Below are 15,790 nucleotides of genomic sequence, written 5' to 3' on the forward strand. Positions count from 1 at the left end.
ATGACATTTGAATCCAAAGCTACAGCCCTCGCCGGGCGTCTGCTGCAACAGCAGCAGTATATCCGGCAAAACCGCCCGGTCGTTGCCGGTCGTCTGGTGCGGGTGGTCGGGCTGACACTTGAAGCCACCGGCCTTAGCGCAGCTATTGGCCAAACCTGCAGTGTTGATACTTTTGACGGCGAGTTGCTGGCGGAAGTGGTAGGTTTTGCTCAGGACCGCATTTTCCTGATGCCAAAAGATGACATTACCGGCGTGATCCCCGGCGCGCGTGTCACACCGCTCAGTGATCACCTCGGCGTACCGCTGACCATGGCGCTGCTCGGCCGGGTCATTGATGGTGCCGGCAATCCGCTCGATGGCAAAGGCCCGGTGCGCGCCACCGAATTTGCCCGGCAAAAGAAAAATCCAATCAATCCACTGAATCGCCGGCCAGTAAAACAACCGCTGGATGTTGGTGTGCGCGCCATCAACAGCATCATCACCGTCGGTAAAGGTCAGCGAATGGGCCTGTTTGCCGGTTCCGGTGTCGGTAAATCGGTATTGCTTGGCATGATGACACGTGGCACGGCCGCCGATGTGATTGTGGTCGGTCTGGTCGGTGAACGGGGCCGTGAAGTCAAAGAATTTATCGACGAAATTTTAGGCGACGAAGGCCGCAAACGTTCAGTGGTGGTGGCGGCTCCTGCCGATGTGTCGCCTTTGATGCGGCTGAAAGGTTGTGAAACCGCGGTGCAAATTGCCGAGTACTTCCGCGATCAGGGCCTGGACGTATTGTTGTTGCTCGACTCCGTCACCCGGTATGCCCAGGCGCAGCGGGAAATCGCGCTGGCGGTTGGCGAGCCACCGGCCACCAAAGGTTACCCGCCATCAGTATTCGCCAAATTACCGGCACTGGTGGAACGCGCCGGTAACGGCGGGGAAGGCCAGGGCTCGATCACGGCATTTTATACCGTGTTGTCGGAAGGCGACGACCTGCAAGATCCTATTGCTGATGCGGCCCGCGCTATCCTCGACGGCCACATCGTTTTATCCCGCCAGCTGGCGGACAGCGGCCATTTCCCGGCCATTGATATTGAACGCTCGATCAGCCGGGTGATGCCGGCGGTGACCAGTATGGAACACCAGAAACTGGCACGGGCGGTCAAACAGCTCTACGCCAGTTTCAGCCAGAGCAAAGATTTAATTTCCATCGGCGCTTATGTCAAAGGCTCAGATCCGATGCTGGACCAGGCCATCAGCCTGATGCCCAAAATTAACCGTTTCCTGCAACAGGGCATGACTGACGTAGTGCCTTATGATGAATGTCTGGCAGGGCTGAATACCTTATTACCTGCGAACCGGAGCTTTTAAGTATGGCGCTGAAACAACTGCAATTATTAGTACAGGTCCAAAAAGAAAAAGAAGAAAAGCTGCTGGCTAATTTTGTGCAGGCGCAACAGTTTCTGCAGACCTGCAATGACCGTTATCAGGGCCTGGCCGACTATCGGACCGACTATATCCGCCAGACCCAACAGCGCGGCGCTGAAGGCGTGCAAAGCCGCCAGTTTAACCAATATCTGAATTTTATTACCAAGCTGGACCAGGCGCTGGAGCAGCAAAACCTGCAAATCCAGCAGGCGCAGCGCGTCGTTGATATGCGCCGAACCGCCTGGCTCACGATGCAGAAAAAACGCAAAGCGATTGAACTACTCATCGACAAAGAACTGGCCGCAAGTCAGCAACGGCAAAACCGCCTGGAGCAAAAGCTGCTGGACGAAATAGCTACCCAGCAGTTTTTCCGCCGTCTGCAACAGCAAGGCGTCTGATTTCAGCCAGTCTGGCGTGAAATTTGTATAAGTTCGTAAAAGTAATAAACCGAATAAAGTCCGCGCACCACGCGGCCGGAGACAAGATGATGAACCTCAGTATCAATCTGACTTTGGGCAGTCCAGGCGCTGAGTCGGTACTGAATACCGCGCCGGCCCCGGAAGACGGCGTCGTCGACAGCTTTAGTCTGAAGCTGGCAGATGAACTGAGTGAACAGGAATTAACCCCACCGATCCGGGTGGAGGACACCAGAGCGGTAGACCCAGCCTTGCTGGAAGCGATTGCCGCGCGGCAGAAGCTTGCCGCAGATAGCGAAGCGGCCAGCGCAAAAGATGGCCGGGTCTGGCTGGATGACCCTTTAGCCGGTTTACCGGTCGCAACAGAAAACGAAGCTGAGCTCACAGAGACAGTGACCGAAGATAAACCCTGGTTCGACATCATCGAAAAAGCCAAAAGCTACGGCCCGGCATTACAAGCCAATAAAGCTAGCAGCGCTGATAATACTGATTCAGCCCCGGTTGCAGACCATATAGTTCTGACAGATGTGGGCAAGACAGAGACGCCGCCGGTCTCAGCTGAAGCTTTGAGCGCTGCTCTGGCAGCAGCCACTGCCACTGATGCGACTAAAGCCCAGCCCACTGCAGACACTGGCAGCGCAGTAACTGAGGTAGCGGCAGTTGACTCCAACGCAGCGCCGCAGGTCGGGCAAACTACTTCATTGGCAACTGAGCAGGCTTTATTGAGCGCAGAGGAACTGACAGCCGCTGGTTTAACTACTCCGGATCTGATTGAGCAGAACCAGGCCGCCGCAGTGACAACGAGTGCGGTGGCGTCGAGCGCGACTGATGAAAAGGTTGGTAACGAAATTGCGGTCGCACCGGGAGCCCCTCAGCGCGCTGTGACAACCGAAGCTGCGATAACACAAAACAAATCAACAACAAAGTCTGAACATCCGCAGACTGAGCAGAGCAGTGCTGTGAAGGTTTCAGGTAAAACAGCCGCTGTGCACGAGCCGGTCAATGAGTCATCTGATGCTGAGTCTGGCCCTGTGGTGTCGACTGGTGTTTTGACAGAGTCGCCGGCAGAGCAGGCTGCAAAACAGGCGCAGGCCCCGCAATCCTCTTTGACCCAACAACCGGCTAAGGCCACGGCTCAACAGTCTGCTGTCGCCTTGCATGAGAATGCTGAAGTGGTCGAGCGTACTGAACCTGAATTACCAGCTGCGATGATGGTGCAAGCGCAGGCTGCACCTGCGAATAGCAATCGCGCCACTGCTGCCGCGGGGAGCCTGGATAAAGCGCCTGCGGCCAATGCTTTTGCTGAGCATTTAAAAACAGTGAATCAGACACAGCAGCAACAGCAGCAAGCCGGTGCCGAGCAACAGACTGGTCAGGGGCAGGCAAAAGCGACCGCCGACGTGATGCTGGCCACCCAGCCAGCGCAACCTGCGGCAACGACTCTGGCCTTTGGCCAGCAGCTGCAACAACTGCAGCAGGCCCAGCCACTGACTGAGCACACGGCAGGTGCGACTGCATTGACACAGCCGGTAACTCACAGTACTGGCACCGCACATACACCCTTGATGTCAAACCGGGCTGCCGAAACCACCAGCTGGCAAGCGCCACTGGCACTGACTGAACCTGCGGCGGCGCAACAGCTGAAAGACCGGGTGATGGTACAAATTCAGCACAAATTACAAACGGCAGAAGTGCAGCTGCATCCCGAAGATATGGGGTCGATGCAAATTAAGCTGAATCTGCAACAAGACCAATTAAGTGTGCAGTTTGTGGTGCAACAAGGCGCGGCCAAAGAAGCGCTGGAACAGCAGATGCCAAAATTGCGCGAATTATTGGAGCAACAGGGTATTGCTTTAACTGAAGGTCAGGTTGAGCAGCGCCAGTCTGGCGGACAACAAGAACAGCGTCAGGCCCGCTCTGGCCCATCCGGTGGCAATGAGGCGGATCTGGCAGCAGTGCAGACTGTGCAGATGAAGGTTTCTGACCGGATGGTGGATTTTTATGCGTGATTGCTGGTCTGGTGCAGACAAAACCGGCAGATCCGCCGATGTTGATTGCCTTTGTCCCGTAACGAAGTAAATAATAACAAAATTAACGGAGACGGAGTCCAGTCATGGCGGCGGAAAAAGAACTCGAAATTGCTGATGGTGGCAATAAAAAGAAAAAAATGATCATCATCGCAGCGGCAGCAGTAGTGCTGCTTGGCGGCGGTGGCGCGGCTTTTATGATGATGGGCGGTGATCCGCCACCAGCGGCCGAAGCGCCAGCTGAAGGTGCTCCGGCAGCAGATGGTGCGGCAGCGCCGGCTGCGGATGGTGCTGCACCGGCTGCAGGTGGGGCTGAAGTGGGTTCGGCCTTGTATGTCGGGATGCCAAGACCATTTGTATTTAACGTTGCCGGCGCGAGCCGGGACCGTTTAGTACAAATCAAGGCGCAATTGCTGGTACGCGGTTCGCAGAATGAAGAAACGGCCAAACAGCATATCCCGTTGATTGAAAGTACCATGCTGCGCACTTTCAGTAAGGCCAATGCCGATGAGCTGGTCACTGCAGCCGGCAAAGAAACGATTAAAGCGGCAGCATTAAAAGATGTACAGGAAGCGTTAAAAGGTGTGGCAGGGTCTCCGGTAGTTGAAGAAATCCTGTTTACCGGTTTTGTCATGCAGTAAAGCCGGTTTGAACCGGAGGGCAACAGATTGACTGATTTATTATCCCAGGACGAGATTGACGCGCTACTTCATGGTGTTGATGACGTCGAAGAAGAAGAGATAGAAGAAAGTTCCGGTCCGGGCGGTCGACGCTCGGCGATGGAATACGACTTCTCTTCACAGGATCGGATTGTCCGGGGCCGGATGCCGACTTTGGAGATGGTCAACGAGCGTTTTGCCCGCCATATGCGCATCAGTCTGTTCAACATGATGCGCCGCACCGCTGAAGTGTCGATTAACGGCGTGCAGATGATCAAATTTGGCGAATATGTGCATACTCTGTTCGTGCCAACCAGTCTGAATATGGTGCGCTTCCGTCCACTCAAAGGTACTGGCCTGATTACGATGGAAGCGCGGTTGGTGTTTATTCTGGTGGATAACTTCTTTGGTGGCGATGGTCGTTACCACGCTAAAATCGAAGGCCGTGAATTTACTCCGACCGAACGACGCATCATCCAGATGCTGCTGAAATTAATTTTTGAAGACTATAAAGAAGCCTGGGCGCCGGTAATGGACGTGTCCTTTGAATATCTGGACAGCGAAGTGAACCCGGCGATGGCGAACATTGTCAGCCCGACGGAAGTGGTGGTGATCAGTTCTTTCCACATTGAACTCGATGGTGGTGGCGGTGATTTCCATGTCGCTTTGCCTTATTCAATGCTGGAGCCTATCCGCGAACTGCTTGACGCCGGTGTGCAAAGCGATAAAGAAGACACTGACTTGCGCTGGAGTAAGGCGCTGCGTGACGAAATCATGGATGTCAAAGTCAATCTGACCACCAAAATGATGGATGTTGATCTGACGCTGGAGCAGGTGATGAACCTCAAAGCCGGCGACATCATTCCGGTCGAAATTCCGGAAACCATCACAGTGCTGATTGAAGACTTGCCGACCTATCGCGCCAAAATGGGTAAATCCCGTGACAATGTGGCACTGAAAATTGTCGAAAAAATCAAAAGACCTGAATCGGTTAAATCTGAACTGCATGTGTTTACCAAAGGCGGTCGCCGCTTAGACAGCGATGCAGATATCAGTGAACTGGAAGCCGATTTGATCCTGAATGAACGTAGTGAGGAAAGATGGTAATGGCTGACGACAAAGACACGATGGACGAATGGGCCGCCGCCCTGGCCGAAGCCGAAGGCAGTGCCGATGGCGTCGAAACGGCCGAACTGGACGAGTTGCATGAAGAACATGCGCCATTATCTGGTGATGAGCGGCGCAAACTCGATACGATCCTGGATATTCCGGTCACCATTTCGATGGAAGTCGGCCGCGCCAAAATCAGCATCCGCAATTTGTTACAGCTGAACCAGGGCTCTGTGGTTGAACTGGAGCGGGTCGCCGGTGAGCCGCTCGATGTGCTGGTCAATGGCACTTTGATCGCGCACGGTGAAGTGGTTGTGGTCAACGACAAGTTCGGTATCCGCCTGACGGATGTCATTAGTCAAATTGAACGTATTAAGAAGTTGCGCTGAGATGCGAGGCTGGTTGTCGCTGTTTTCCGCTCTGCCAGCCAGCGCTATAGCGCAAGTGGCGACGCAAGGCGCTGCTCAGGCCGAGGCGGCGACGCAGCCGCTGCGCCAGAGTGCCAATTTACCCGGCCTTGGGCAGATCGTCATTTCTTTGGCGCTGGTGGTTGGCGCTATTGTTGTGCTGGCATTGCTGTATAAAAAATTGCAGCTGAAAATGCCGGGCTCCAAACATTTTAAGGTGGTCGCGACGTTACCGGTTGGCCAAAAAGAACGCCTCTTAGTTGTTGAAATACAAGGAAAACAACGGGTGATTGGCGTGACGCCACACAGCGTCAATTTCCTGTTTGACCTGGAAAATCCACTCCCAGAAGAAAAGTTGGCATCAGACTTTCATACGCAGTTACAGTCGTTCCTGAAAAAGTAATCTGCTGTTATGTTCCGAATTCTTTTGATGCTGCTGGTGCTGCTAAGCCCGGCAGTGCTTGCTGACAATAGCGGCCTGTCGGCGCTGCAAATCACCACTAACCCTGATGGTAGTCAGGAATACAGTGTGACCTTACAAGTGCTGGCGATGATGACGGCGCTGAGTTTTCTGCCGGCCGCCCTCATCATGATGACCAGCTTCACGCGGATTATCATCGTACTGGCTATCCTGCGCCAGGCCATGGGTCTGATGTCGAGCCCGTCCAACCAGGTGCTGGTCGGCATCACTTTATTTCTGACATTCTTCATCATGGCGCCGACTTTTAAACAAGTGAATGACACCGCCATTCAGCCATATTTAAAAGAAGACATCACCTCAGTGCAGGCGCTGGATGCGGCCATTAAGCCGATGAAAGCTTTTATGCTGCACCAGACCCGGATCAAAGATTTAGAGACCTTTGCCGAAATCGCCGGCCACCCAAAAGTGGCCAATAACCAGGATTATCCAATTACTATCGTGATCCCGGCTTTTGTGACCTCAGAGCTGAAAACAGCCTTTCAGATTGGATTTATGATTTTTATTCCGTTTTTAATCATCGATTTGGTGGTCGCGTCCGTGTTGATGGCGATGGGGATGATGATGTTGTCACCGATGATTATTTCACTGCCGTTTAAGCTGATGATGTTTGTGCTGGTGGACGGCTGGTTACTCGTCATGGGCACACTTGCCAACAGTTATGGGATAGGAGTCTGACATGACGCCGGAAACCTTTGTTGATATCCTCAATGACGCTTTGTATCTGGTTATTTTACTGGTCAGTATCATCATCATGCCATCGCTGGTGGTGGGTTTGATGGTGTCGATTTTCCAGGCGGCGACGTCCATCAACGAACAGACTTTAAGCTTTTTACCGCGGCTGATTGTGACCTTGCTGGCACTGATTTACGGCGGTCACTGGATGACACAAACACTGATGGATTACACCACTGGGTTGTTTTTGTCGATCCCGAGCCTGGTGAGCTGAGATGGAATATCCGCTTTCCGTGCTGATGCAGGGCATCGCGGACTTTTTGCTGCCGCTGTGCCGGATTGGCGCTATGTTTGCGCTGATGACCGGCATTGGCGCGAAAACAGTACCCAACCGCATCAAAATCGGTTTAGCAGTGATGTTTACGCTGGTAGTGATGCCGGTGATCCCGCCGGTGAAAGATACCAATCTGATGTCAGCGTTCACCGTGATCCAGGTGATGCAGCAGTTGCTGATCGGCACTGCGATGGGCTTTATCTCGATGATTTTTATCAACGCCTTTGTGCAGGCCGGTCAAATCCTGGCGACCCAGACTGGCCTTGGTTTTTCCTCGTTAGTGGACCCTGCGAGCGGGATCAGTATTCCGACTATTGGTCAGTTTTATCTGATTTTGGCGACGCTGATGTTCTGGGTGTATGACGGTCATCTGATTATGTTTCAGATGATTGTGTTTAGTTTTGAATCACTGCCCATCAATGGGCAGTGGTGGGATGTCGACAACTATCTGACGATTGCCGAATTCGGCGGCTGGATCTTTGCAACTTCGCTGGCGATCACCTTAGCACCGGTGACCGCGATGTTACTGGTCAATCTGGCTTTTGGCGTGATGACACGCGCGGCGCCGCAGCTGAATATTTTCTCCATCGGTTTTCCGGTCACGATGATCGCTGGTTTGTTAATTCTGTGGCTGACGATGAACACTTTTATGTTCCATTTTAATCTGCAATGGCAGCACGGCATCGAAGTCACGTGCAAGCTCATTGGTTGCTGACGGAGGACTGCCATGGCTGCCGACAGCGATATGGAAAAGACCGAAGACCCCACGGGTAAGAAACTCAGTGACGCGGCGGAAAAGGGCAATATAGCCAGGTCACAGGACCTGGCCACAGCGATGGTATTAATCGGCAGTAGTCTTGGCATTCTGATGTATGGTCAAGAGCTGGCTGAGGCAACGTTGCAGGTGTGTCGGCGTTTGCTGAGTCTGAATCTGAAAGACGTGCAGGACCCGACTATGATGAGCGCAGCGGCACACGCGGCGCTTATTGCGGTGACACCGGCATTTCTGAAGCTGTGTCTGGTGATCTTAATCGCCGGTTTTGTCGGTAATACCATTCTTGGCGGTTATAACTTCACCTGGTATGGCGCCAGTTTCCGGCCGGACAAACTGAGTCCGATGGCTGGTATCAAACGGATGTTCAGTATCAATTCGGTGATTGAGCTGTTCAAAGGCGTGCTGAAAGTCTCTGTGGTGGCCGGTTGCGCTTATTCGCTGCTCAAAGTGTTTTTTGGCGACATCATGGCCTTGTCGCTGATGACCAGCCCGGATGACATTGCGGCTGCGCTTCATTTGCTGTGCTGGATGTTTTTTGGCCTCTGCGCCAGTACGTTAATCATTGCGGCTATTGATGCGCCTTATCAGAAATGGCGCCATATCCAGCAGATGAAAATGACCAAACAAGAGGTCAAAGACGAATACAAAAACTCTGAAGGTAACCCGGAAATCAAAGGCCGGATCCGCGGGTTGCAAATCCAGATGTCACGCCGGCGGATGATGCAGGCGGTGCCGACTGCCGATGTGGTTGTCACCAACCCGACCCATTATGCGGTGGCGCTGAAATACGAGCACGGTAAACAACGGGCACCTGTGGTGGTGGCCAAAGGCGTTGACGAAATGGCGATGTATATCCGCCAAATCGCCGAAGCGAACAAAGTGCCGATTATCCGCTCGCCGGCACTGGCCCGCTCGGTGTATCACACCACGGAACTGGATCATCCAATTCCGGAGCAGCTGTTCTCTGCTGTGGCCCAGGTCCTGGCTTATGTCTATCAGCTCAAAGTCTATCGGCGTGGGAAAGGCCAAAAACCGAAACCACTGGCCAAAGATTTACCAATCCCGGAAGGTTTCCGTCATTAATCGGGTTTTGTCCGGCTTCGCATTGCGCTGATGGAACGAATTTTGCCTTCATTGACTGAATGTCAATTTTCCGGCGGAATTCCGATGCAGCTAGCCAATGTCCTGACACGATTTGATCGTTCGCAATTACAACATCTGAAAGGAACCGGCACGCCGTTGCTCATCCTGGCTGCACTGGCCATGATTGTGCTGCCGTTACCGCCGCTGCTGCTCGATATCCTGTTCTCTTTTAACATTGCACTGGCACTGGTGGTGTTACTGGTCACTATCTACGTCAGAAAACCACTGGATTTTGCGATTTTCCCTTCGGTGATTCTGGTTGCCACCATTCTGCGCCTGGCATTAAACGTTGCCAGTACCCGGATAGTGCTACTGGAAGGTCACACCGGCCCTGATGCGGCCGGTGCGGTGATTGAAGCTTTCGGTCACGTCGTGATCGGCGGTAACTACGCGGTCGGTATTGTCGTCTTTGCCATTTTGATCATCATCAACTTCGTCGTCGTCACAAAAGGTGCTGGCCGAATCGCGGAAGTCACAGCCCGTTTCACCCTGGACGCAATGCCAGGTAAACAAATGGCGATTGATGCAGACTTAAACTCAGGCTTTATTGACCAGGACCAGGCGCGGAAACGCCGGGAAGAAGTCACGGCCGAAGCTGATTTCTATGGTTCGATGGACGGTGCGACCAAGTTTGTAAAAGGGGACGCGGTTGCTGGTCTGATCATTTTATTTGTTGGCCTGATTGGCGGCATTTTTATCGGCACCTTACAGCATGACCTGCCATTTGGGGACGCGCTGGAAGTCTATACGCTGCTGACGATTGGTGATGGCTTAGTGGCGCAAATCCCGGGCTTATTGCTGTCAATCGGCACCGCTATTATTGTGACCCGGCAAAATAAAGAGGCTGACCTTGGCGAACAAATGAGTGGTCAGCTCGGTAATCTGAAAGTGTTAATTGTCTCTGCCATGTTGCTGACCATTATGGGCATAGTGCCCGGCATGCCACATCTGGCGTTTTTAAGTCTGGCTGCCTTGTTAGGCGGCACCGCTTATCTTATCCATAAACGCAGTCAGGCGCCTGCCACGACTGCCGGTCAGTCGAGATCAGAGTTGGTACCAGCTGCGGATTTAGCACCACAAAAAGAGATTGGCTGGGACGATGTGCATCCGGTCGATGTCATTGGTCTTGAAGTAGGCTACCGCTTGATCCCGCTGGTGGATAAGGCACAGGGCGGCGAATTACTGGCACGGATTAAAGGCGTGCGGAAAAAACTGTCGCAGGAACTTGGATTTCTTATTCCGGCGGTGCATATCCGCGACAATCTTGACCTGGAACCCAACACTTATCGCGTGACCTTGATGGGCGTCAATACCGGGCAGTCAGAGCTTCGGCATGATAACGAGCTGGCCATTAACCCGGGTCAGGTGTTTGGCAGTCTGAAAGGTATTCCAACCAAAGATCCGGCCTTTGGTCTGGAAGCGGTCTGGATCCCACGTAATCAGCGGGAACATGCACAAACACTGGGTTACACCGTGGTGGATGCGGCGACAGTGGTGGCGACCCATCTCAGTCAGATCCTGACCAATAACGCTGCCAGTTTGCTTGGTCATGAAGAAGTGCAGAATCTGCTGGATATGCTGGCAAAAACCTCACCGAAGCTGGCGGAGGCTTTAGTGCCCGATACCTTGCCACTGCGCTCTGTGGTCAAAGTGCTGCAGAATTTATTGCATGAAGGTGTGCCAATCCGCGATATGCGCACAATTGCCCAGACGTTGGTGGATACCGGTGCCCGCAGTCAGGACATTGATGTGCTGACTGCATCGTGCCGTATTGCGCTGCGCCGGCTGATCGTGCAGGAAGTGGCAGCCGGCGCTCTGGAAATTCCGGTGATGACTTTTGCTCCTGAGCTGGAACAGATGTTACATCAGTCGATGCAGGCGGCAGGCAGTGACGGCGCCGGCATTGAACCAGGCCTGGCGGAACGCATTCAGCAGTCACTGCGTGATGCGTCACAACAACAGGAACTGGCGGGAGAACCGGCAGTGTTGTTGACGTCCGGTATTTTACGCAGCGTGATGGCACGATTCGTGAAATACACCATTCCAGGATTGCGGGTATTGTCGTATCAGGAAATTCCGGATGACAAACAGGTTCGCATCGTCAGTGTGGTTGGCCAGGCGGGTTAGGAGTTTAAACGATGAAAATTAAGCGCTTTGTAGCAAAAGATATGCGCACTGCATTGGCAGAAGTGAAAGAGTTTTTAGGCCCTGAAGCCATTATTTTATCGAATAAAAAGGTGGCCGGTGGTATTGAACTGGTCGCTGCCGTTGACCCGGAAGCCGCGCCAGCGAAGGCTCCGGCGCCAGAACCACAGGCTAAGCCAACAGTAAATGTTGCAGGCAGCACCCTGAATATCCGCGTGGACGACGATGAACCTGAGCAGGACGTGCCGGCGGATTCGTTACGTGCGCTGCTGGCGCGACAAATGATTAAACAGCAAAAAGCCCACGTCGAACCTGCTGGCGGCAGTGACAGAAAATTGACTGCAAAAGCTGTAGCCGAACCCATTCAGTCCCCGTTGTTGCAAAAAACCAAAGCAGCCCCGGCGCCAGAGCGTCAAAATCCCGCCATGTCATCATCGATGATGGCGGATCTGAATAAACTGCAGCAGCAAAATATGCAATTGATGCAACAGCAGTTTGACACTATGCGTCAGGAAATGACCTCAATGAAGCAACTGCTGCAGCATCAGGTTTCCGGCCTGATGTGGCAGGACCTGGCGCGACGCGAGCCAGTGCGGGCGCTGGTCATTGAAAAGCTGCAGCAACTGGGCTTAAGCGAAGCCATGGCTGACCAGCTTGCGTGCTTTATGCCAGAAGATATTGCTGATGGGGAAGCCTGGGACTGTGCCCTTGAATTACTGGCGGGTCAGCTCACCACAACTAACGACGATTTAATGCGCCGCGGTGGTATCGTCGCGTTAGTTGGGCCAACCGGAGTCGGCAAAACCACGACAGTAGCGAAACTGGCGGCACAGTTTGCCCGTTTGCATGGCGCCGACCAGGTCGCGCTCATCACAACAGACACTTTCCGGATTGGCGCTTTTGAACAATTGGCCACTTTTGGCCGCATTATCGGTTGTCCGGTGAAACAGGCTAAAGATCATGAAGAATTGGCGATTCTGTTAACTCAGTTACAGCAGCGTAAACTGATTCTGATCGATACGGCTGGTATGAGCCAGCGCGATGTACGACTTGCCGAAAAACTGTCTGCTCTGATGCATAATTCGCGTGTCAAAATAAGAAGTTATCTGGTATTGTCTGCGACCTCACAAGCCCGCGTGATGCAGGAAACTGTGGAACACTTCAAACGAATTTCGCTGTCGGGTTGTATTTTCACAAAACTTGATGAATGCTTAAGCTTGGGTGAGATTATCAACATCGCAATTCAAAATGCTTTACCAGTCAGTTATTTGACCAACGGTCAACGAGTGCCTGAAGATATTGAAGCTGCGCAGGCGAAAGCCATGATCGACCAGGCTGAGCAGTTACGTCTGGCACACGCCAGTGCAGGACATCAGTGGTATCAGGATGTAACAGCCCGGGCGGATGGAACCTATGCATAATCATGAATTAATGTATGATCAAGCCAGCGGCCTGAGAAGAATGAAACAGCAGATGGTAAAAGTAATCGCAGTGACAGGTGGAAAAGGTGGCGTGGGTAAAACCAACGTCACACTAAACCTCGCCATGGCGATGGCCCAGATGGGTAAAAAGGTGCTGGTACTGGACGCAGATTTGGGACTCGCCAACTGCGACGTGATGCTGGGCCTCAGAGTTGAAAAGAATTTATTTCATGTCTTGTCCGGCGAAGCTGAGCTGGACGATATCCTGATTGAAGGCCCGTTCGGCATTAAAATTGTGCCGGCAACCTCTGGCACGCAGTCGATGACTGAATTGAGCCCGGCTGAGCATGCCGGCCTTATCAGAGCGTTCAGTGAGTTACGTACCGCTTTTGATGTGTTGCTGGTCGATACCGCTGCTGGTATCTCAGACATGGTGCTGAGCTTTTCCCGTGCCTCGCAGGATGTGTTAGTCGTTGTCTGCGATGAGCCTTCGTCGATCACTGATGCCTATGCGCTGATGAAAATTCTGAGTCGCGAGCATGCGGTGCAGCGCTTTAAGATTGTCGCGAATATGGTGCGCAGTCTGAAAGAAGGGCAGGAGTTGTTTGCAAAACTGAGCCGGGTGACCGACCGCTTCCTCGATGTTACGCTTGAGCTGGTTGCGACCATTCCATTTGACGAAAACGTACGTAAAGCTGCCCGCAAACAAAAAGCATTCGTTGACGCTTTTCCGAAATCGCCGGCGTCGCTGGCCGTCAAAACTCTGGCAACCCGGGCTGTACAATGGCCGGTTCCACCCAGTGCCTCCGGACATCTTGAATTTTTCCTTGAGCAACTCGTACAGCCGCAGTCAGAACGGCGGGGGGTGATGTGAATAGTCGTTTAGCTGCATATGGCGGAAATAATCAGCTGCAGTTGCTGGTTGAAAAGCATGCTCCTCTGGTTAAACGTATTGCATATCACCTGTTGGCCCGGTTGCCGGCCAGTGTACAGGTCGATGATTTAATTCAGTCAGGCATGATTGGCCTGATTGAAGCTGCGAAGAATTTCGACAGTACTAAAGGGGCCAGCTTTGAGACTTTCGCCGGTATTCGCATCAGGGGCTCGATGCTGGATGAAATCCGTCGCGGTGACTGGACACCACGCTCCGTGCACCGTAATTCCCGTTTGATTGCTGAAACAATAGCCGAACTGGAAGCAACATTAGGTCGTGACGTAAAAGATGTTGAAGTTGCTGAAAAACTTGATATAACTTTAGATGAGTATCATCACATGCTCAGTGATGCCAGCAATGGCCGCATCATTGGCATGGAAGATTTAGGCATCAGTGAAGATGTATTGGTCACTGCAAACGACAAACAAGATGATCAACTGTTTGAAGAGCAGGCCAGTGATTCGTTCCAACAGGCATTGGTAAAAAATATCAGTAGCTTACCGGAGCGTGAGGCAATAGTATTGTCGCTCTATTATAATGACGAACTCAATTTAAAAGAGATTGGCGAAGTGCTTAGCGTCAGCGAATCTCGGGTCAGTCAGATTCATAGTCAGGCATTATTGCGGCTGCGGTCGCGGATGCAGGACTGGTTGTAATTTTTAGGATAACCACTGGGGTATCTCGTCGGAGGGGATTTTGGATAAAAATATGAAAATTCTCGTGGTAGACGATTTTTCTACTATGAGACGCATCATTAAAAACCTGTTACGTGACTTGGGCTTTACCAACGTTCAGGAAGCAGATGATGGCAGCACGGCTCTGCCAATGCTGCAAAATGGTGATTTTGATTTTGTCGTCACCGACTGGAATATGCCAGGTATGCAAGGGATCGATTTATTACGTGCGATCCGTGCTGATGCCAAGTTAAAACATATCCCGGTTCTGATGGTCACCGCTGAAGCCAAAAAAGAACAAATTATCGCGGCGGCTCAGGCTGGTGTGAACGGTTATATCGTCAAACCTTTTACTGCTGCAACGTTACAAGAGAAGTTATCAAAAGTCTTCGAGCGCTTAGGTTAATCCGTATCTGACACAGGAGTGGCGCTATGTCTGCATATACGGCACCTATTATCACCCTTGAACAGGCGCGCGAGCTTGTGCAGTTGTTGGAGATGGGCGAGCAGGATGCTGCCAACGAGCTGGTTCAGGGACTCGCCGTCCCCGGCTCCTCAGAACTCTTCGCCGAAGTTGGAAAACTAACGCGTCAACTGCACGATTCATTAAAAAGTTTTCAGGTTGATCCTTCTATCAGTAATTTACTGGAGGAAGACATCCCTGATGCCAAACGCCGGCTTTCCCACGTTATTGATATGACAGAACAAGCCGCGAACCAGACCATGGACGCGGTTGAGTCTTGTCTGCCTATTGCAGATAAGCTGGGTGTCAGCTTAAACACAATACTTCCGGAATGGCAGAAATTGATGACCAGGAACATGAAACTTGGTGAATTCAAAGCCTTATGCCATAGTTTAAACACCTTTTTACATGAATCATCGACCAATGTCGCTGCGCTGCAGGGGTCTATGACTGAAGTTTTAATGGCGCAGGGATTTCAGGATTTAACCGGGCAAATCTTACGCCGCGTTATTGAACTGGTGCGTGAAGTTGAGGATAGCCTGATCGGCTTACTCACAGCATTTGGACATGTCACTGTCGCCGCGGAAGCTAAACCTGCAGCAGTGCGCAAACCGAAAGCGGGCCATGAGGCCGAAGGGCCAATTATCGATGCCGCCAGCCGGAATGACGTAGTGCAGGGGCAAGATGATGTTGACGATTTATTATCGAGTTTAGGGTTCTGA

The 15,790-nt window shown here is 52.3% G+C and carries 17 protein-coding genes; all 17 read left to right on the plus strand.

Features of this window, described 5'->3' with window-relative positions:
* The 17 genes from fliI (at position 1) to ABNT34_RS18825 (ending at position 15,790) form a co-directional block, all read left to right on the plus strand.
* Entirely contained in the window at positions 1 to 1,350 is a 1,350-nt protein-coding gene (gene fliI / locus ABNT34_RS18745) for a flagellar protein export ATPase FliI (protein WP_348734392.1), read from the plus strand.
* Positions 1,351 to 1,352: 2 nt separating this feature from the next.
* Entirely contained in the window at positions 1,353 to 1,805 is a 453-nt protein-coding gene (gene fliJ / locus ABNT34_RS18750; protein ID WP_348734394.1) for a flagellar export protein FliJ, read from the plus strand.
* 86 nt (positions 1,806 to 1,891) lie between these two features.
* Positions 1,892 to 3,832 carry a flagellar hook-length control protein FliK gene (locus tag ABNT34_RS18755; protein WP_348734396.1) on the plus strand — a complete coding sequence of 647 codons (1,941 nt, stop codon included), beginning with the start codon at positions 1,892 to 1,894 and terminating at the stop codon, positions 3,830 to 3,832.
* Between the two features lie 104 nt (positions 3,833 to 3,936).
* The gene (gene fliL / locus ABNT34_RS18760) at positions 3,937 to 4,491 is read left to right on the plus strand and encodes a flagellar basal body-associated protein FliL (RefSeq protein ID WP_348734398.1); all 555 of its coding nucleotides are present in this window, start codon (positions 3,937 to 3,939) and stop codon (positions 4,489 to 4,491) included.
* A 27-nt stretch (positions 4,492 to 4,518) separates the two neighbouring features.
* A complete protein-coding gene (gene fliM / locus ABNT34_RS18765) occupies positions 4,519 to 5,616 on the plus strand; it encodes a flagellar motor switch protein FliM (protein WP_348734400.1) in 1,098 nt (365 codons plus the stop codon).
* Positions 5,616 to 6,008: a flagellar motor switch protein FliN gene (gene fliN, locus ABNT34_RS18770; protein WP_348734402.1), complete on the plus strand. Its 393-nt coding sequence runs from the start codon at positions 5,616 to 5,618 to the stop codon at positions 6,006 to 6,008. Before fliM ends, fliN begins: the two co-directional genes overlap by 1 nt.
* A 1-nt stretch (position 6,009) precedes the next feature.
* On the plus strand, positions 6,010 to 6,429 hold the full coding sequence (fliO, locus tag ABNT34_RS18775; RefSeq protein ID WP_348734404.1) for a flagellar biosynthetic protein FliO: 420 nt from the start codon (positions 6,010 to 6,012) through the stop codon (positions 6,427 to 6,429).
* A 9-nt stretch (positions 6,430 to 6,438) separates the two neighbouring features.
* A complete protein-coding gene (fliP, locus tag ABNT34_RS18780) occupies positions 6,439 to 7,182 on the plus strand; it encodes a flagellar type III secretion system pore protein FliP (RefSeq protein ID WP_348734406.1) in 744 nt (247 codons plus the stop codon).
* Between the two features lies 1 nt (position 7,183).
* Positions 7,184 to 7,453 (plus strand): flagellar biosynthesis protein FliQ, encoded by a 270-nt coding sequence (gene fliQ, locus ABNT34_RS18785; protein WP_348734408.1) that lies wholly within the window; start codon positions 7,184 to 7,186, stop codon positions 7,451 to 7,453.
* Between the two features lies 1 nt (position 7,454).
* A complete protein-coding gene (fliR, locus tag ABNT34_RS18790; protein ID WP_348734410.1) occupies positions 7,455 to 8,228 on the plus strand; it encodes a flagellar biosynthetic protein FliR in 774 nt (257 codons plus the stop codon).
* Between the two features lie 12 nt (positions 8,229 to 8,240).
* Positions 8,241 to 9,371 (plus strand): flagellar biosynthesis protein FlhB, encoded by a 1,131-nt coding sequence (gene flhB, locus ABNT34_RS18795; RefSeq protein WP_348734412.1) that lies wholly within the window; start codon positions 8,241 to 8,243, stop codon positions 9,369 to 9,371.
* Positions 9,372 to 9,455: 84 nt separating this feature from the next.
* The gene (flhA, locus tag ABNT34_RS18800) at positions 9,456 to 11,558 is read left to right on the plus strand and encodes a flagellar biosynthesis protein FlhA (RefSeq protein WP_348734414.1); all 2,103 of its coding nucleotides are present in this window, start codon (positions 9,456 to 9,458) and stop codon (positions 11,556 to 11,558) included.
* Positions 11,559 to 11,569: 11 nt separating this feature from the next.
* Complete coding sequence (gene flhF, locus ABNT34_RS18805) at positions 11,570 to 12,997, plus strand: flagellar biosynthesis protein FlhF (RefSeq protein ID WP_348734416.1); 1,428 nt, start codon at positions 11,570 to 11,572, stop codon at positions 12,995 to 12,997.
* 52 nt (positions 12,998 to 13,049) lie between these two features.
* Entirely contained in the window at positions 13,050 to 13,871 is an 822-nt protein-coding gene (locus ABNT34_RS18810) for a MinD/ParA family protein (protein WP_348734418.1), read from the plus strand.
* Positions 13,868 to 14,587 carry an RNA polymerase sigma factor FliA gene (locus ABNT34_RS18815; RefSeq protein ID WP_348734419.1) on the plus strand — a complete coding sequence of 240 codons (720 nt, stop codon included), beginning with the start codon at positions 13,868 to 13,870 and terminating at the stop codon, positions 14,585 to 14,587. Before ABNT34_RS18810 ends, ABNT34_RS18815 begins: the two co-directional genes overlap by 4 nt.
* A 40-nt stretch (positions 14,588 to 14,627) precedes the next feature.
* Positions 14,628 to 15,011 (plus strand): chemotaxis response regulator CheY, encoded by a 384-nt coding sequence (gene cheY, locus ABNT34_RS18820; protein ID WP_037046658.1) that lies wholly within the window; start codon positions 14,628 to 14,630, stop codon positions 15,009 to 15,011.
* Positions 15,012 to 15,037: 26 nt separating this feature from the next.
* The gene (locus tag ABNT34_RS18825; RefSeq protein ID WP_348734422.1) at positions 15,038 to 15,790 is read left to right on the plus strand and encodes a protein phosphatase CheZ; all 753 of its coding nucleotides are present in this window, start codon (positions 15,038 to 15,040) and stop codon (positions 15,788 to 15,790) included.

This window comes from Rheinheimera texasensis, assembly GCF_964031785.1.
GTDB classification, from domain to species: domain Bacteria; phylum Pseudomonadota; class Gammaproteobacteria; order Enterobacterales; family Alteromonadaceae; genus Pararheinheimera; species Pararheinheimera texasensis_A.